Annotated in this window: 15 protein-coding genes and 2 pseudogenes; 12 read left to right on the top strand and 5 right to left on the bottom strand. The window is 67.9% G+C overall.

Features of this window, described 5'->3' with window-relative positions; genetic code table 11:
• Positions 1-696: pseudogene (locus tag ABZ570_RS25470) on the bottom strand (hypothetical protein); the annotation flags it as partial.
• Between the two features lie 161 nt (positions 697-857).
• Here ABZ570_RS25470 and ABZ570_RS25465 point away from each other — a divergent pair.
• The 8 genes and pseudogenes from ABZ570_RS25465 (at position 858) to ABZ570_RS25430 (ending at position 10615) form a co-directional block, all read left to right on the top strand.
• On the top strand, positions 858-3620 hold the full coding sequence (locus ABZ570_RS25465; protein ID WP_358068525.1) for a transcriptional regulator: 2763 nt from the start codon (positions 858-860) through the stop codon (positions 3618-3620).
• Positions 3621-5511: 1891 nt separating this feature from the next.
• Positions 5512-5745: pseudogene (locus ABZ570_RS25460) on the top strand (transposase family protein); the annotation flags it as partial.
• Between the two features lie 140 nt (positions 5746-5885).
• A complete protein-coding gene (locus ABZ570_RS25455) occupies positions 5886-6134 on the top strand; it encodes a helix-turn-helix domain-containing protein (protein WP_358068522.1) in 249 nt (82 codons plus the stop codon).
• Positions 6134-7384 carry a serine hydrolase domain-containing protein gene (locus ABZ570_RS25450; protein ID WP_358068531.1) on the top strand — a complete coding sequence of 417 codons (1251 nt, stop codon included), beginning with the start codon at positions 6134-6136 and terminating at the stop codon, positions 7382-7384. The genes ABZ570_RS25455 and ABZ570_RS25450 overlap by 1 nt, the downstream gene beginning before the upstream one ends.
• 416 nt (positions 7385-7800) lie before the next feature.
• Positions 7801-8454: a VanZ family protein gene (locus tag ABZ570_RS25445; protein WP_358068519.1), complete on the top strand. Its 654-nt coding sequence runs from the start codon at positions 7801-7803 to the stop codon at positions 8452-8454.
• Positions 8455-8489: 35 nt separating this feature from the next.
• Complete coding sequence (locus tag ABZ570_RS25440; RefSeq protein ID WP_358068517.1) at positions 8490-9167, top strand: response regulator transcription factor; 678 nt, start codon at positions 8490-8492, stop codon at positions 9165-9167.
• Positions 9168-9176: 9 nt separating this feature from the next.
• A complete protein-coding gene (locus ABZ570_RS25435) occupies positions 9177-10286 on the top strand; it encodes a HAMP domain-containing sensor histidine kinase (RefSeq protein ID WP_358068514.1) in 1110 nt (369 codons plus the stop codon).
• Positions 10287-10324: 38 nt separating this feature from the next.
• Positions 10325-10615, top strand: coding sequence for a hypothetical protein (locus ABZ570_RS25430; protein ID WP_358068511.1), 291 nt, complete (start codon positions 10325-10327; stop codon positions 10613-10615).
• Between the two features lie 43 nt (positions 10616-10658).
• Here ABZ570_RS25430 and ABZ570_RS25425 read toward each other — a convergent pair whose 3' ends face one another.
• Together ABZ570_RS25425 and ABZ570_RS25420 are read right to left on the bottom strand one after the other, a co-directional pair.
• Positions 10659-11273, bottom strand: coding sequence for a hypothetical protein (locus ABZ570_RS25425; protein ID WP_358068508.1), 615 nt, complete (start codon positions 11271-11273; stop codon positions 10659-10661).
• A gap of 1099 nt (positions 11274-12372) precedes the next feature.
• Entirely contained in the window at positions 12373-13194 is an 822-nt protein-coding gene (locus tag ABZ570_RS25420; RefSeq protein WP_358068505.1) for a transposase family protein, read from the bottom strand.
• A 387-nt stretch (positions 13195-13581) separates the two neighbouring features.
• Here ABZ570_RS25420 and ABZ570_RS25415 point away from each other — a divergent pair, with 387 nt between their 5' ends.
• Positions 13582-13917, top strand: a complete 336-nt coding sequence (locus ABZ570_RS25415; protein WP_358068502.1) for a glyoxalase superfamily protein — start codon at positions 13582-13584, stop codon at positions 13915-13917.
• A 274-nt stretch (positions 13918-14191) separates the two neighbouring features.
• Positions 14192-14638: a DUF6036 family nucleotidyltransferase gene (locus ABZ570_RS25410; RefSeq protein ID WP_358068499.1), complete on the top strand. Its 447-nt coding sequence runs from the start codon at positions 14192-14194 to the stop codon at positions 14636-14638.
• Positions 14639-15153: 515 nt separating this feature from the next.
• Here the strand turns inward: ABZ570_RS25410 and ABZ570_RS25405 are convergent.
• Positions 15154-15426 (bottom strand): helix-turn-helix transcriptional regulator, encoded by a 273-nt coding sequence (locus ABZ570_RS25405; protein ID WP_358068496.1) that lies wholly within the window; start codon positions 15424-15426, stop codon positions 15154-15156.
• A gap of 32 nt (positions 15427-15458) precedes the next feature.
• A complete protein-coding gene (locus ABZ570_RS25400; RefSeq protein WP_358068493.1) occupies positions 15459-15830 on the bottom strand; it encodes a type II toxin-antitoxin system RelE/ParE family toxin in 372 nt (123 codons plus the stop codon).
• 277 nt (positions 15831-16107) lie between these two features.
• Between ABZ570_RS25400 and ABZ570_RS25395 the strand changes: the two genes are divergently transcribed.
• Complete coding sequence (locus ABZ570_RS25395) at positions 16108-16473, top strand: helix-turn-helix transcriptional regulator (RefSeq protein WP_358068528.1); 366 nt, start codon at positions 16108-16110, stop codon at positions 16471-16473.
• Positions 16470-17423 carry a hypothetical protein gene (locus tag ABZ570_RS25390; RefSeq protein ID WP_358068534.1) on the top strand — a complete coding sequence of 318 codons (954 nt, stop codon included), beginning with the start codon at positions 16470-16472 and terminating at the stop codon, positions 17421-17423. Before ABZ570_RS25395 ends, ABZ570_RS25390 begins: the two co-directional genes overlap by 4 nt.
• Positions 17424-17498: the final 75 nt, after the last annotated feature.

Below are 17498 nucleotides of genomic sequence, written 5' to 3'. Positions count from 1 at the left end.
GTCTCGTTCCTGCGTCGGCTGGGCTATCTCGCCTCGTCGCGGGTTGTCGTGGTCGGTGGCCGCGTCAACGAGTTGTTGGGCGAGAACCTGGTTCAGGTCGCGGGGTAGGGCGATTGATCGTGTCGCCAGTTCGCGGTACCCGTCGGGGCTGACCTGGAGGACGGTCAGGGTGACCGGGTGGCGGTCGGCCTGGCAGATCAGCAGGCAGGAGCCGTCAGGTGTGGTGGCGACGTGGGTTCTGGTGTAGGCGGCGATTGCTGCTGGTGCGGTGACCATGGCGGGGGCGGGTAGGCCGGCTCGGGTCGCCGCGTCGGTGAGGTGCCCCCGGCGGCGGGGTCCCCAGCTTGGCGGGATGCTCACAGTCAGTGCGGTGAGTGGCTCGCCGACCTGGCGGGCGGCCTGGTCGGCGATATGCCACAGCTGTGCGGCGAGCAGCTGCAGGGCGTCGGCCGGCGGGTCGGTTGCTGTTCTGCCGAGCAGCTCCAGCGGGTCGCTGACGAACTGATGGCCCGCCGACAGGTGGGGCGCTGCGGCCACGCCGAAGTGGAAGTGCCCGGTGGGGTCGAGGGCGACACCGTGCGGCATGACGAGACGACCGTCGAGCATGACGGGGATCCGGGCGCCGTGTCGGTCGACGGTGGCGGCGATGGCCGACGAGCTGAGATCGATGGATAGCCGGACGCCCCCGCTTGGCATGTGCGGCAGTCTCTCCCGGCAGGGGAGTGGATCGTCAACCACAGTCCCGCGCAGTGATCTTCTGTGCGCGTATGGTGAGAATCCTTCTCCATGAGATGGCCAGCGACGGTCATTCTCGTGTATGCGGGAGAAGATCAGCAATCGGCGCGGGTGGAGGCAGAGTGCCGCAGGAGTCCCCGGACAGAGGCAATCGGCTGGCCGAGTACGTGCGCCCCACGGTCTATCCGCCACACGAATTGTCACCGCCGCGCCGCGAAGCAAAGCGGCCGGCCGCTGCGGGCCGCGTAGTCCGCGCGGTCGTGGGGGCTCTGGTCTTCCTGGTCGGGGTGCCTGTGCTGCTGTGGACTGTTGGTGGTGACCCTGCCCAACGGTTGCCGACGTGGTCGCAGGTTGTCGCCTGGTTCGACGAGCCGAGCAAACGACTCACCCCGGATGTTCTTACTGGCGCGGTCGTCTGGGTGCTGTGGCTGTTCTGGGCGGCGTTCGCGCTGCTCCTGATCGCCGAGCTGTTCGCGGTGTTGACCCGATGGCGGATCCCCGCGCTGCGGCTTCCCACACCGTTACACCGCCTCGTGTTCGGCCTGGCCGGCACCGCCGCGATCGCCGTCGCCCAAGTCGGACCACTCCACGCGGTGGACGGCGGCGACAGATCGGCGGCCGCCGCTTCGACGGACGGCGCCGGTGCCATCCCCCGGCAGGCCGTCGCGCGAGGGCCCGCGCTGATCCACGTTGCCGACACCCGCTACGTCTACACCGTTGAGCGACACGACACCCTGTCCAAGGTCGCCAAGGAGTGGCTGGGTGACGCGGACAGATGGCCGGAGATCTGCCGCTTGAACAAGCACCGCCACTTCCCCAAAGCCGGCGGCACCCTGCGCGACTGCAACCTCATCTACCCTGGCTGGGAACTGCGGCTGCCCGCCGACGCCCGCCCGCCGGCAAGCGCCACACCGGCGACCCCGCCCGCGGCGCCGACGCCACCGCCAGCGACCCCGGCCCCTTCGGCATCGCCGAGTGCCGCTGCCGACTCGCCGAGTCCCACCGTGCCGCCCGCAGACCAGGAAACAGCAACCCCCAGCAGCACACCATCGGCAACCTCGAGCGCACCAGAGGCCACCTCGCCGACCCCGCCCGCGACCCCCACCACCCCCACCGCGCCGTCGCCGTCCGCCTCGCCAGCTGCGAGCGACACACAAAGCCCGAGCGCGGCAACCGACGAGCACGGCGTGCAACTATCGCCGTCCAACTGGCTGCCCTGGTCACTCGCCGCAGCGATCAGCGCCGCCGCCGCGTTGGTCTGGGCACAACGCCGCCGCCGATACACCGGCGAGCCCGAGTCCGACCCACCCACGCAGATGCCACCGCCGGTGCTCCACCTGCGCCGCGCCGTGGCCCGCAACCCGGAACTGCCGAATCCGGACAGCCACGACACCGAGCCGCCCGCACTCGGGCCCGACCTCGCACCGCTGCCACCCGGCGGAACCGGCATCGTCGGCGACGGCGCGCACTCCGCCGCCCGCGCCACCCTTGTCGCAGTCCTGGCATCCGGCGGCCCGCACCACCCCGACGCACGCGGCGAAGTCATCATCGACGTCGCCACCATGGAAACACTGCTCGGCCCCGACACGGCAGTCCTCAGCCCGTGGCCGCGGCTTCACGTCGTCAACAGCATCGATGACGCGCTCACCGTGATCGAGGCCAAACTCCTGCACCGCAGCCGCATCCTCGACGAGCACGCCCTCACGGACCTGGACACCCTGCGCCAGCAGGCCCCCGACGAGGAACCGCTCCCGCCGATCATGCTCATCACCGAAACCCCACCCGCCCGCGCCCGCATGCGCGCCAAGACCGCTCTCGCCCTCGGCGGCAGCATGCACGTGTCCGCCCTGCTGCTCGACGACTGGGCCCACGGCGCCACCGTCGAGGTCGCCGCGGACGGCCGCACCACACTCGTGTCTGGCCAGGCGGCCGAGCCGATGCCACCGCGCCTGCCCGTACTCGAACCCGACCCAGCGATCCAGATCCTCACCACCCTGCGAGAGGCGCAAACCGGCGAACCGACCGCCGTCGCCTCACCCGCTGTACCGCTCACGGTCGTCCCACTGCACGCCAGCCGAACCGAACCCGAACCCGACAACCGGCCTGCCCCGGTCACCACGCCGCCCGCCGACGCAACCACCGGCAAAGCACAACTCCGGGTACTCGGACAGCCGCGGATCGACAACATCACCCAACCCGGCCGGCCACTACGAGCCAAAGCCCTCGAACTCGCCGTGTTCCTGGCCTGCCACCCCGACGGAGTCACCACCCGCGAGATCGGCGAATACCTCGAACCCGACGCCCGCATCAGCCAAGCCGACCAACGCGTCCACACCAACGCGAGCAACCTGCGGCACGTCCTCAACCGTGCCGGCACCGCCGGAACGAAAAACGCCTACGTCATCAAGACCGCCGGACGCTACCGACTCGACCCAACCACCGTCGACGTCGACGTCTGGGCGCTACGCGACCTGCTGCGCAAGGCCACCATCGCCACCGGCCCGCACCGTCGCGAACTACTGACCGCCGCCTGCGACCTCTACACCGCACCACTCGCAGAAGGCCACAGCTACGAATGGCTCCAGCCACACCGCGAGACCGTACGCCGCTGGGGCACCGAAGCCCACCTCCTGCTCGCCGACGACCTACTCGACAACAACCCCCAAGCCGCATCCGACCTACTCCACAAGGCCATCGACCTCGACCGCTACAACGAAGCCCTTTACACCAAGGCGATGCACGCCCGCCACGCTCTCGGCGACGCCGACGGCATCCACACCCTCCTGCGCGCCGTGACCAAAGCCCTCGCCGACCTCGACGCCGAACCCCAGGACGAGACCATCGCCCTGGCCACCCAGCTTCGAACCAGCGTCGACGAAAAGTGACCACCCGGCCTTTGCACGGCACGGTCTGCGAAGGTGGCGACTACTCGCGCTGGCCCTCGTTCCGGTACGGCGATCGGCCCTCGCCCATTGGCCACGTTGCCGCCGACCACCAGCCCTGGCGCACCAAACGCTCGTGCGGGCATCCGTGCCTCAGTTGTTGGCGATCCGGCACAAACCCAGACGCCCGTGCACTGGCCCGTGAGAGGAGGTTCTCAAGGACGTCCGCGCCGTCCCCTGATACGGCCCGTGGCAGGTAATGGTCGGGTAGTAGACATCGGCGTCGTCTGGTCTCGAATCCGCACATGTGCCGGCCAGGAGTTTCACACGGTGACCGGCGTCGACGCACCTACCGGGCTCGGCACGAGCGCTGGCGACTGGCTCGCCGATACCGGCTCTTCGAAGTTGAGCGGGGTTCGCGGCTGACGGCGAGCCGGACATAGAGGGCTCGCGGCTCATCGGTGATCACCCGAATGTCTAAATCAGATGATCGCAAGTGAGGAGTTGCGAGACCTGTCCACCGGTGGTGAGCAGGCACGATGCTGCCCCAAGTGCGGCCAGCGGGCGGTGCGGATCGCAGTGGACCACGCCCCGGTCGAGGCCCCTACCCCCCGGCAGCTGAACGTGACACAATTCGAATGTGAGCAACCCGCCGACGCCGGATTCTGTGGTTGAGTGGTTTTTGGGGCTCCTATTCGGCTCGCCCTCCTTGGTGGTCTCAACGTTTTTGTTGCTGAACAGCCTGTGGGCGTGGTGGAGTCTTGGGCGAGACGCGGTGAGTATGGCCTCAGTCTTGCGGGACCGATCGCACGATCAGTTTGGGCGCGGATCGTTCAAAGTGCAGGCGACGCTTCGGACGGTGGTGGCCTGGAGCATCTTTTACCTTGCCGCTTCGTTCGTTACTCAAATTTGGGCCGGCTCTCAGTACTCGCCTGGCCAGGGGGGTGGACTTAGGGAGCTCTTGCAGTGGTCAGGCCTGTTCGGCCTCATTGCAGTCGGCGGCTGCCTGTACCTTGTTCCGTCGCGGGGGCCAAAGCATGGGGATCAGCACTGGGCGCCACTACTCGGTCTCTTCGGTGGATACCTGCTTGGCCTTTTGTGGGCCGTGTTCGCCTTTACTGCGAAAGGCGGGCCAACCCCGGGGGACTGGTGGGTTTGCCCCGCCATGAGCTGCATCGGCGTCCTCGGGTCCGCTCTGCGGATGAGAATCAAGACAGTTCAGTCCTGGAAGAAGCACCCATCGGAATAAGCAGTCCCCTTTACCTCAGGCCAACTCCGGTGTAAAGCTGGGCTTCCCATTCCACCGGCTTGTAGCCACTGTGACCACGAGACGGCGGCCGGCCGGGACCTCGACCTCCTGAGCTGCTTCCCTGCAGTGACTCTGCTGCAACTGGCACTCGATACGATGAATGCCTGGTGTGACCGTAAGAATGACGCTCTTGCCTGGCCCGAGGTTTCCCACGTGGTTGGAGTCAACCCACACAGCCAGTGGCACCAACGCCCCTTGCAGGCGTGCCACTCTCTTGACTTCAAGCTGCGCTTGGCCGCCAGGTGAAGTCACGCCACAGTTAGGGCAGTTTGGCGCACTATCCGCCACTCTATGACCGCACTCACGGCACGACACCATCGCCATGAAATCCTCCCACTCTCGGTGCTGGTCCCGCTCGGACTTCGCTAGGTTCCGTCCCTCCCACAGCCTGCTTCTTACCGTACGGGTGCCACCGAGGATGCCCTCGTGTCAGATTGTCGCCAAGCGATGGCCCCAGCGCATGAGGGCTCTTCGAAGTTGGGCGGGGTTACGAGGCTGGAGCCGACCCGAGCGTGAGGGGCTCGCAGCTCATCGGTGATCATCTGACTGTCTGGTTCGGATGGTCACAAGTGAAGAGCTGCGAGCATGGCCAACGACACGACCCGGCTGATGGGCCTGGAGGGCCTGGTCGCCGAGCGGGTCGAGCTGGACGCCGCAGGCGTCCCGGTGGTGGATCTGTCCATGGGTTGTGTGCAGGCGCGATGCTGCCCGCAGTGCGGGCAGCCGGCGGCGCGGGTGAAGCAGTGGATCACGACCCGGCCGCGGGATCTGCCGGTCGGCGGGCGGCAGGTGCGGCTGCGGTGGCGTAAACGACTCTGGTACTGCCCGACCCCGGCCTGTCCGCGCAAGTCGTTCACCGAGCAGGTCGCCCAGGTCCCGGCCCGCTCCCGACTGACCACACGGCTGCGGCAGGCTGTCGGTGCGGCGGTCGCCGACGCCGGGCACACGACCGTGCTGCGGTGTTCAACCGCACCTTCGGGTGCGTTCGTCTGGTGTGGAACAGGACTCTCGCCGGCGGCCCTCGGACACCACGGTGTGGCGGGCCCCGGACGAGATCGGCGCGGTGCAGCTGCGGGGGAGTCCGTGTATCGCGGGCGTATCGAAAATCGCATACGCCACCGCAACGGTCTTGCGTCTTCAGTGGAGGCAGGAACCACAGCGCATCACTGTCAGCGCCAGGTTTGTCGACTGGGAAGGGGCCGTGTTGATGGATTCGGGTTCGGTACGTGGCATCGACCGGCGGCGGCTGTTCAGATGGGGTGGGCTGGCGGCCGCCGGCGTGGTGGCGGCCGGGGTGCCGCTGGTGAACGGCGGGATCGGCAACGCCGATTCGGCCCCAACCGACCCGTCCGAGCACGACCGGATCCCGCCGGACACCCGGCGCGGCGGATCCTATGACCGGTACGTGGCGCAGCTGGCCGCAGAGGGCAAGTTCTCCGGTGTGGTGCTGCTGTCGCACCGGGGCCGGACGGTGCTGTCTCGCAGCTACGGCATGGCCGACAAGGAAAGAGGAATCCGCAACCACGTGGGCACCGCGTTCACCCTCAGTTCGGCGGGCAAGCCGTTCAAGGCGGTAGCCCTCCTGCAGTTGGCGCAGCAGGGCAAACTGACGCTGACAGACACAGTGGGCCGACACCTGACCGGCTTCGCCAACGACATTGCCGAGCGGGTAACCATCCATCACATGCTTACCGGCACCTCCGGGATGAACACCCCCGAAGAGGACATCCGACGGGTCTTCCAGAGCCGGGAGGAGGTCCACGAGTATTGGGAGCGGTGGGCCCGGCAGTCGAAGCTGGTGGGCATCCCTGGCCTTCCCAACGCATTTCACGCCGGTGCCGAAACCGTCATCCCCGCCCTGATCGTGGAGGCCGTGACCGGCAAGACGTACTGGGACTACGTCGAGGAGAACATTTTCCGGCGCTGCGGCATGACCGGCTCGGCGTTTTACACCAGGCCCCAGTGGCTCACCGACGAGCACATCGCGCACCCATACATGACACTGGTCGACGGAAGCCAGGTTGATGCCGTCCGCAATCTCGACAAGGGCAGCCCATACCCGTACATCCTGGGTAGGAACCCGGGTCGCGCCTTCATCGATGAACCCGGAGACGGCGGCTTCGCCACCGCACCGGACCTGGTCCGCTTCGCCCGCGCGCTGGGCGACGGCACGCTGCTGGACCGGCCCTGGGCCGACGTACTCACGGCAGCGAAGATCCCACTGGGGTCGGCCTCGTTCGGCACGTACGGGCCTTCGGCCGAGATCGTCGGCGGCCAGTGGGCGATCCAGCGCGCCGGTGGCAACCCCGGTGTCTGCGCTAACTGGAGCATCTACCCGGACACCGGCTGGGTCGGCGTCATCCTCGCCAACTGCGACGACGTGCCGCTGGTAGACATGATCGCGCGGGAGATGCAGGCCGTCACCGGGGCCTCGCCCGGCGGCGGGTCGGGTGGCTGAGGCAGCTTGCCCGGGACACGGCCTGGAGCGGCGTGAGTCATGACTCGTCGATGCGAGCCCATCAGAGAAGGGTGTGGGCGTAGTGGTGCAGGGCTCGCGCAGTGGAGCTGCTGGTGCGCTGCCGGACGGCGCGAATCGAGCCGGTGGCCGGGCGGATCGACCGGATCGTCCGCTTCGCGCGGCAACAGGCCGAGCCAAGCGCTGACCGTCCGGGTCGTGGACCGGCTGCCCGTCGACATCGCCAGCCGGCTGCAGGCCCTGGTCGGGGCCGAGGTGCCAGGCGACGACGCCGGGGATTCCGTGTATCGCGGACGTATCCAAAAGTGCATACGCCACTGCAACAGCCCGCCGTCTGTAATAGGTGTATGAATCAGAGTTCATCCCCGTCAGCGCCGCCCCGCCGCACGCACAAGATCGTGCTCGTCAGTTTGGCGATCCTCGGCCTGGCGAGCGCGCTGTTCGTCGTGCGGCGGCCGCTCATGATGTCCGCTCCGAGGTGCATGGCCGGGCGGTGGCACGGCTGCTTCGATACGTTCAACGGGGTGCTGCTCATGATGCTGGTCGGCCTGCCGTTGGCCGCTTTGGTGGTGTGGGCTCTGGCGAGCCGCCGCCGTGCTGCCGGCGTCACCTGGGCGTGGCGGATGTCGCTGGCCGAGGTGGGCATGGTCTACGGGACGTTGCCGCTCGTATGGCTGACCATGATGCCGGGCCCGGGGGCCGGCATCGTCCCGGGCCGGGTGAGCCTGGTGCCGCTGCGGGACCTGGTCACGATGGGGCCGGTCGGGATCGGCGGCAACCTGCTGATCTTCGCGGCGCTGGGGTTCTTCGCCCCGATGCGTTTCGCGGCGCTGGCGTCCGTGCCGCGGATCCTGGCGCTCGGGGCGGGCTGCTCGGTCCTGGTCGAAACCGCACAGTACGTCCTGCGGCTGGACCGGGTTTCCTCCGTCGATGACGTACTGGTCAACGCCGCCGGCGCGGTGCTGGCCGGGCTGGTGTCACGCCGCTGGTGGCGCACTACGGCGCAGGTGCCGTCGGACCAGCCTCGCCCCGCGCCCGCGTCGGCGGGATGAGTCGTGTGCCGGGTGCCGGCGCATAAGGTTCAGGCATGCGCGTACTGATCGTGGAGGACGAGCCCTACCTGGCCGAAGCCGTCCGTGACGGTCTGCGGCTGGAGGCGATCGCCGCCGACATCGCCGGCGACGGCGACTCCGCCTTGGAAATGCTCAGCGTCAACTCCTACGACCTCGCGGTCCTCGACCGTGACATTCCCGGCCCCTCCGGCGACGAGGTCGCCCGGCGCATCGTCGCGTCCGGCAGCGGCATCCCGATCCTCATGCTCACCGCTGCCGACCGGATCGACGACAAGGCCTCCGGGTTCGAGCTCGGCGCCGACGACTACCTCACCAAACCCTTCGAGCTGCGGGAACTCGTCCTGCGGCTGAGGGCACTCGACCGCAGACGCGCGTACGCCCGGCCGCCGGTCCGCGAGATCGCGGGTCTGCGGCTCGACCCGTTCCGCCGGGAGGTCTTCCGCGACGGACGCTACGTCGCGCTCACCCGCAAACAGTTCGCGGTGCTGGAGGTTCTGGTCGCCGCCGAGGGCGGGACCGTCCGAGCCGAGGAGCTGCTGGAGCGGGCCTGGGACGAGAACGCCAACCCCTTCACCAACGCTGTGCGCATCACCGTGTCCGCGCTGCGCAAACGGCTCGGCGAACCCTGGATCATCGCCACCGTGCCCGGCGTCGGCTACCGCATCGATACAGCACCCCACATCGAGGCGTGAGGGATCGCCGTGGATAGAGCCGCCGGTCTCAGCGTTCGCCTCAAACTCGCCGCCAGCTACGCCGGCTTTCTCCTGCTTGCAGGTACGTTGCTCCTCGCGGCCGTGTGGGTGTTCCTCCTGCGATACGTACCCGACGTACCCGCCGCACAGCCATTGATCCGCCACCACGGACTTCCCCGTCTGCCAAGTCCCAGCCGCGACGACCTCCTCCGCGCTTTCGCCCCACGGGCAGCCGAAGTGTTCATGTTCCTGTTGATATTCGGTCTGCTGGGAGGGTGGCTTCTCGCTGGCCGAATGCTCGCCCCCCTGACTCGCATCACCGACGCCACCCGCATGGCCACAACGGGGTCGCTCTCCCACCGGATCCGACTGCCAGGCCGCCAGGACGAATTCCGCGAACTCGCCGACGCCTTCGACACCATGCTCGAACAACTCGAGTCCCACGTCGCCGAACAGCAGAGATTCGCCGCTAACGCCTCCCACGAACTGCGCACCCCGCTAGCGATCTCCCGGACGCTCCTCGACGTCGCCCGCAAGGACCCGGCGCGGGACCGGGACGAACTCATCGAACGCCTGCACGCTGCCAATATGCGGGCGATCAACCTCACCGAGGCCCTTCTGCTGCTCAGCCGCGGCGACCGCGGAAACTTCACCCGCGAAAGCGTCGACCTCTCCCTCATCGCCGAAGAAGCCGCCGAAACATTGCTTCCCCTCGCCGAGCAGCGCCGAATCACACTTGACGTCACCGGCGGGGCGGCCCCGACCAGCGGCTCCGCCGAACTCCTGTCGCGGATGGTGACAAACCTCGTCCAGAACGCCATCGTTCACAACCTCCCCGCCGACGGCACCGTGACGGTCCACACCGAGGCGCACGGCGACACCACCGTGCTGCAGGTCGAGAACAGCGGTCACCCGCTCCCCCCGGAACTAATACCGACCCTCATCGAACCGTTCCAGCGCGGAACGAAACGCGCACGCACCGACGAGCACGCCGGCGTCGGCCTCGGCCTGGCCATCGTGCACAGCATCGTCCGCGCCCACGAGGGGACCCTCGACCTCGCCCCCAGCCCCAACGGCGGTCTCCTGGTCACGGTCCGGCTTCCCGGCACGGGACTGTAAAAACAACGGCCCTGTCTCACATTCGGTGGTGACGGAGCGTGCTGCTATCCGAGGAGGATGCGGTGGCGAAGCAGGGTGAAGCCTGCTCGTCCGTGCATTTGGCGTGCGATCCGTTTGGTCTTGGTGTTGACGCCTTCGGTGGGGCCGTTGCTGTAGGGAAGCGTGAGCGCTGCGTTCACGGCAGCGAGTTGGGCGGCAACGTCTACGGCTTGGAGTCGATCTTCGAGGAGGTCCGGAAGCGGAACCTGCCCAGGCCGGAGACGGTTGACGACCGGGCGGCCTTGCTCGGCGGGCAGTCACCCGGGGTTGAGGAATATCAGCACACCTAACGAAGGGGCACCTCGAGTCTGCTGATCGCGGTGGTTTCGCCGCCTAAGCGGCCCGGCGTACGGGTCGCAGCAGGGTGAGAGCGCGGAGGGCGTCGGCTCGGGAGATGGGCTGGTCGTCGTCGGATTGCATGGTCAGGACGATCTCGATGGCTTGACGGATCCAGGCGGTTTTGGTGACGCCGGCTTCCTTAGCAGCTGCGGCGACGGCTTCGTCGAGGTCGATGGGCATGCGTAGGGACCGGACCACCATGACTTCAGCGGCCTCGGGCAGGGAAGCGAGCAGCTCGGCCTCCCGTTCAGGGGTGGGCGGCGGGTCGAAGGTGAGGTTGTTCATCAGCGCGGCCGCCTCTTCAGGGGTGGACGGCAGGTGCTGGTTGTCGCTCATCGCGTCTGCTCCCATCGGGTGAACTCGGCCAGCTCGGCGTCGGCCATGTCCCGCGCGCCGATGATTTTCCAGGTAAAGCCGTGGACGTGGTGCACCGGCCACGATCAGCGGCCGGCCGTCGTGGGTACGGGCCCAGACGGTCAACACTTGCAGGCCGGCGACGCCGGCGGCAGGGCGCGGCCACCGCTGCTTGGCCTCCAAAGCTTGGCGTACCTCATAGGGCTGCACGCCAGCGAGCGCCCGCAGGGCCCACTCTTCCCACTCGTACGGCACTCCGCCAGTGTAATACACGCGTATTTCGGCAGCTAGTGGCAGGCAGATGCGAGGCGAGCGGACAGCCCGGGCGGCCTGGGCTGGCGGCTCAGTGGGTGACGCTGGCGAAGTCGTCGGGGTCGAAGCCGCAGCGTCGTCATGCGGCGCGACGGCGGCGTGGAGCGCCATCGTGATCACGTCGGATGGGCGAACAGGCTGCGCCGGCGGATCAGCTCGCCGCCGGTCAGCTCGCACGCCGGGCCGGCCTGCTCGTGGAGGTGCTGGCCCAGGATCTTGGTCGTGACCTCCACCAGGTCGTAGGGGCGGGGGCTGCCGGTGAGGTGCTGCGGCGGCGAAGATGGCGTCGGAGATGTGGTAGCCGATCTCGGCCGGATGCTGGGCAGGCGGCGGCGCGCAGGGCGACGGCCGACCGAACGTGCCAGCGGTGAACGGGCAGCTCGGGTGGCACAGGTCGCCGGGGCTTGCGGTTCCTCAGCCGATGCACTCGTTGTTGTGGTCGAACTCGGCGGGCGGGATGGCGTGCCACGGACTGCCTCGTACTCGCGGACCAGGGCGGCGAGCAGGTCGCGGACGGTTGGCGGCCTGCCCGGTGGCCGTGCGGCAATCCGCCGCATACGGCCCCGGGGCCCGGAGGCTAGTTCAATCCTATGTCTCGTAGGGGTCCCCAGTGAGCGGCGTAGCGCAGCAGCGAGCGGGCCAGGTCGGGGTGGGGCCGCCGCCCACCGGGTGTCGAAGAGGAACCACTGGTCGAACCCGAAGAAGCCGTCGATGTACCGGGCGACCTGCGCGATGTGCGGGTCGAGCCGGATCAGCGACTCGGCCCACCGGCGGATTTTTCTTCCGGGACGGAGCTATCGGCCACCGGTGGCTCCCGGCCGTCGGGAACGACGAGGCCCTAGACATTGTCGCACTGTTGTCACCGCCATGACACGACCTTCCCGATCGGGCGGTGAACAGCTTGTCCGTCCGCTTGTTCCTGCTACCCTGCCCGCCCGTCCACGTCCCCGCCCGGTACCGATGCCGGCGCTACCCGCCCGAGTTCAACTACCGGCGGCCGTCAATGAGCCATTCCGCGCAACATTCTGATCACCGAAGGTGATCATGTGGTGTGGTCGTGTTCGGTGTGGAGCAGGATGAGTGCGGCGGCCACGATCTTGCCGATGCGCCATGGGTCGAGGCTGATGTTGCGTAGCGCCTTGAAGGTGGTCTTGAGCAGAGAGTTTCCGCGTTCGCCGATGGCTCGGAGGCTGTTGTGGGCCTTGTTGAACTGCTGCTGGATCGCGGTGAGGCGGCTGTTCTTCGGTTTCTTGAACGCCACGGTGATGGTGCCGGACTCGCCTTCGTAGCCCAAGTCGCCGAGGGGTCGTAGGTCGGCGCCAGCCTCGCGCAGGCAGGGCAGGAGTTCGGGGTGGGTGCGCAGGGCGGTGGTGTCATGCTCGCGGCCGGGACGCACGGGCGAGGTCCAGATGGGCCAGCCGTCGCCGACGGTGATCACCTGGACGTTGCCGCCATGGTTGTCGTGCTTGGCAGACCACCAGAGATCCACGCCCGGTGTCGGTCCGGGGGTGCGGCACCGGTCGGTTTCGATCAGTGTGCCGTCGATGTTGACATGGGAGTAGCCGGCGGCCTTGGCAGCGAGGAGGGCGCCGTGCAGGCTGGGTGCCTGTGCGGCGAGCACATCGATGGCCTCGTGCAGGTAGTCGTAGCCGGTGGACACGCTGATCTTGTTGTCGGCGGCAAGTTGCTTGATCCGGGTGCCGTCGCAGAACCAGCGCAGGGCCAGGATCGCCTGGTCACGGCAGGTCAGTGACCGGGTTCGGGCGCGGGTGCCGCGGCGGGTGCGTTCGGCGTCCAGCAACCCGGCCAGACGGTTCACCGTCTCCTCGCGTACCGGCAGCACAGCGGTGTATGTGACACTCATGTCGACGCAGGACCTCTATGAAGTTGATCTGTGGAAGGACCACTTCGTATCGAGGTTCTGCGTCTTCTCTTCGTACCGGACCTGATCTGGCGGGTCTCACGCCTTCCCGGCATTCCAGGCAGCTACTGACTGCTACCACCCGCTTGCGCGGAATGGCTCAGTGAGTGACAAACTGGGTGACGATCACGACGGACACCCGTGGACGCGTCGGGACGAAGTCGGATCGTCTCAGCAGTTCAGCCGATGCTTCAGGGCAGTTCGGAGGGCCGTGTTGGTTGCCTGGGGGTCAAGGGGTCGTCCGCTGATGGCCGGCCGTTGCAACGCCGCGAGAGGGCAGGTCCGATCAACGGAGGTGCCCTCTGATCGCAACGGTGCCAGACTGCCTGGATGACCGAACGCCTTGCGCCTGTCCTGCGGACCACGGACGCGAACGCCGCCGCGGCTTGGTTCGCCCGCCTTGGTTTCGTGAAGCAGTGGGAGCACCGGTTCGCCCCTGACTTGCCGCTCTACGTGAGCATTGCCCGGGGCGATGTTGAGCTCCATCTGTCTGAGCACACCGGGGATGCCCGGCCGGGGACCCTGTTGTACCTGTACGTCGACGACCTCGATGCTGCGGCGGCGGCCTGCGGCGTGGGTGCCGTCGGACAGAAGGACTGGGGACGTGAGTTTGAGGTGGTAGACCCTGACGGCAATCGGCTTCGTATCGGGGCGCTCCACCGATGAGCCGGAGTCGGTGAGGCTGCCGGCAAGGGCTGTGGGCCGTCCCTGGGCCGTCTGGGCCGTCGTCGGGCCGTCAAACGTTGACCAGTGACGACCAACAACGACGAACAGCGCCCGAAGAAACTGCAGGTCAGCCGTCATGTGCGTTCCGGCGGCGTGGGGTGTACGTGTCAGCGCAGGAGTTGAACGTCGCGTGAGCGCTGATGATCCGCTGTTGGACCGCGCCGGGATCGAGGACGCCTTCCGCCGGCTCGGGGATCGGTTACACCGGCGAGGTGTGGTCGCTGACCTCTACATCTTCGTTGGAGCGGCCATGGCTCTGGCCTACGACGCGCGACGGGCGACCCGGGACATCGACGCGGTGTTCCAGCCGCATGGCGTCGTACTCGACGAAGCTCGCGCGGTCGCCGATGAGCTCGGCCTGCCGCACTGGTGGCTCAACGAGCAAGCGAGCGCCTACGTGGCTCCCGGTGGCGATGCGGCAGCCCCTCGCGTCTTTGACCACCCTGGCCTGCGAGTGGCAGCAGCGTCCCCGGAACATCTCCTGGCCATGAAGGTGCTCGCAGCGCGGCGCCGGGACGCCGACGACATCCGCTTCCTGGTCGAGCACCTCGGGCTGACCACCACCGCGCAGGTCCTCAGCCTCTGCGCGGAGGTCTTCCCCGAGGAGGAGGTGCCGGGCCGGGCGAGACTCGTCCTCGACGACGTGTTCGAACGCGGATAACCCTGCCATCGATCTTCCGGCTGGACCTGCCAGCCAATCCCCGTCAGACGTCCCGTCTGGCTATCGGTGAGGTCACCCGCATGCTGCCACCGGACGACCTTGAGCGGCCCGAGCCGGCCGTCAGGCAGGAGCGTACGGCTATTCGCCCGTGGATTCCGGATGTGGTAGCGAAGAGCGAGATCGCTCGGCTCCGTCGCGAGCTGGAGCGGTTGCGCGCGGAGAACGTCCGCCTGTCGCGTCTGCTTGATCTGCGGGATCAGGACACCACCCCGGCACCGGAGCAACTCTCCACGGTCGTCGCCGCGTCCGGGCCCGTCGCCATGTCGTCGCCGGTCGAAGACAAGCTGGCCCCTGGACGCCGACCGGTTCCAGCCCAGCACCGACGTGTACGCGGTGCGCTGGGAGGACGCCGGACCGCGACGCGTGCCCCGTTCAGCGGCGAAGCCCCGGCATCAACCGGGGCTTCGCGACGTGCACGACAAGCATGAGGCAGAGGCGGCCTCGACCCCCGAGCCTCAACTAAGGGTCACACGTTCGCCATCGAACTCGGCAACGAACTCAGCCTTGCCGCCAAGGGCAGCGATGTACCGGGCAACCGTGCCGACCTCAGCCTTCGGCAGTTCGCCGCTCTCGATGGCGGCGACGCGCGGCTGCGAAACGTTCATGCGGTCGGCGACCTGCTGCTGAGTCAGGCCGCGCTTCTCGCGCATCTCACGCAGTCGCACTGCGCGTACCTCGCCGCGCATGTGCTCCTTGTGCTGCTCAACCTTGGCCTCGTCGAGGTTCATGCGGGAGCGGACATCCCGCCAGCTACGCGCCATCAGTGCTGTCCCTTCAGCTCTCGCAGGTGCTCGGCGAACTTCTTGTCGGCTTCGAGAATGCTGGTTTCGCACCAGCCCTTCCAGTTGCCGCTCTTGTCACCCGCCACCAGCAGGATGGCTTCCCGCTGGGGGTCGAAGGCGAACAGGATACGGATCTCGGTTCCCCCTGCCGAGCCTGGCCGCAGCTCCTTCATGTTCTTGTAGTTCGAGCCCTTGACCCGGTCGACGAACGGTCGACCGAGCGCCGGACCCTCGGCGGCGAGCAGATCTATGGCGGCAGCGACCTGCTCGGCCGAGTCGGGGTCAGACTTGGCTAGGTCGAGCAGCCAGTCCTCGACGTCTTCGGTGAGGCTGATCTCCCACTCGCTCACACACCCACTATAGCCCGCGAATAATGCCAGCGTTATAGGGATGTGAAGCGCGGACGGGGGACGAAGCGGACTCCAGGGACGAAAAGAGCCTTTCGCCGATCACTTCAGGAGCGACTTCCGGAGATCGCCGCCGCCGCGATCCGCGTCATCTTCGCCCAACTCAACGCCGGACACATCGGCGAACAACTCGACGGGCACCGGCTACCGGCACGTGGCTGGCACGGCGACCTACACCGGCTGGACCAGGTCAGGGCCTTGGCGGCGATTTACCCCTGCCATACCTTTGTCGTTGCAGGAACGGACCTTCTGGATCCTCACCGCTCTCGCCGGCCCGCCGCTGCACGGCTACGGGATCATCAGGGAGGTAGCGGCCCTGTCCGAGGGCCGGCTATCCATGCGGCCTGGCACCTTGTACGGCGCACTCGACCGGCTGGTGGAAGCGAGCCTCATCGAAGCCGACCGAGAGGAGGTCGTTGACGGCCGCCTGCGCCGCTACTACCGCCTCTCCGTCACCGGGAGTGCCACCCTCGCCGCTGAAACCGAGCGCCTGCGACGCAATGTGGAGGCAGCGACTGCCCGCCTGGGCAACCTGACGCCCGCCGCCCCGCCCATCGCCCCGCGCGCCTTGGGAGGACTGGCATGAGGGACCTCGAGCGCCGCTACCGGCAGCTGCTGCGGGCCTACCCCGCCGACTACCGCCAGGCGCGGGGGGCCGAGATCGTCGGGACGTATCTCGACATGGCCGGACCTGACCGCCGTTGGCCGTCAATCCTTGATGTGGCCGACGTGCTGGCTGGGGGCGTCCGTGAGCGTCTACGCGCCGTCGGCGCTGCCGACCTGATACCCGGCGTGCGCCTCGCCGCTGTTCTTAGCTTCATCACCGCGACCGGTCTTGCTGGCTTTTGGGCCGCCGCCGAGGTGGTCACCACTTCGGGCATGTGGGGCTCGCCTGCCTTTGGGCCATTTGCTACCACCGGCATCGTCGTTTGGGCCGGTTGGCTGCTGGCCGCGGTCGTTCATGTCCTCGCCCCGGCCCCGTGGGGCCGGGGCGCCATCGGGCTGGCACTGTTGCTCACTGGCGCCGTGATGCCCGTCGCCGCCCTGTTCGAGCTGCCCCGCCCGTACTTGTTCGTTCTGCTTCCCCAGGCGACGCTAGGCCTGTTGGCACTGGCAATTCCTACCCACATGATGCGACGCCATCGCCTCATTCCCTTGGCGATAGCACCCGCGGCAGCCCTCATCGCAGTCGGGGGCCTGACCGGGGAAAGCGGGTGGTTCTACCGGTTCAGCTATGGGGCCGCAATCCTCCCGGAAACCGGCGCGGTCCTCTTGCTGACCGCTATGCTCGCCGCAGCCGTACTGTCTCTGCGCGGTGACGTCCGAGGGCTCTGGGCTCTCCTCGTTCTGCTAACTCCGGTCGGACTACTGGCTCTGTACCCCCTGGCCGAGAACATCGCCCCCGTGGTGGGCGCAGGGTATGCCGACTTCCGCGTCGCCACCGGGGCGGCCGCCGCCATAGTCATCCTGGGCGGGATGACCCTAGTCGCCGCGATCGCGATCCGCCCGCGCGGTCGGCAAGACCGACCAGGTTGAGCAGTTCGTCCACCCGGGCGGTCCGCTCCCGGCGCGGAACGCCCATCACTTCCAGCGCGAAGCTGACATTGCCGG

Origin of the sequence: Micromonospora sp. NPDC007271, assembly GCF_040634005.1 — a bacterium.
Classification (GTDB): domain Bacteria; phylum Actinomycetota; class Actinomycetes; order Mycobacteriales; family Micromonosporaceae; genus Micromonospora.
This window is presented reverse-complemented; position numbering and strand designations above follow the sequence as displayed.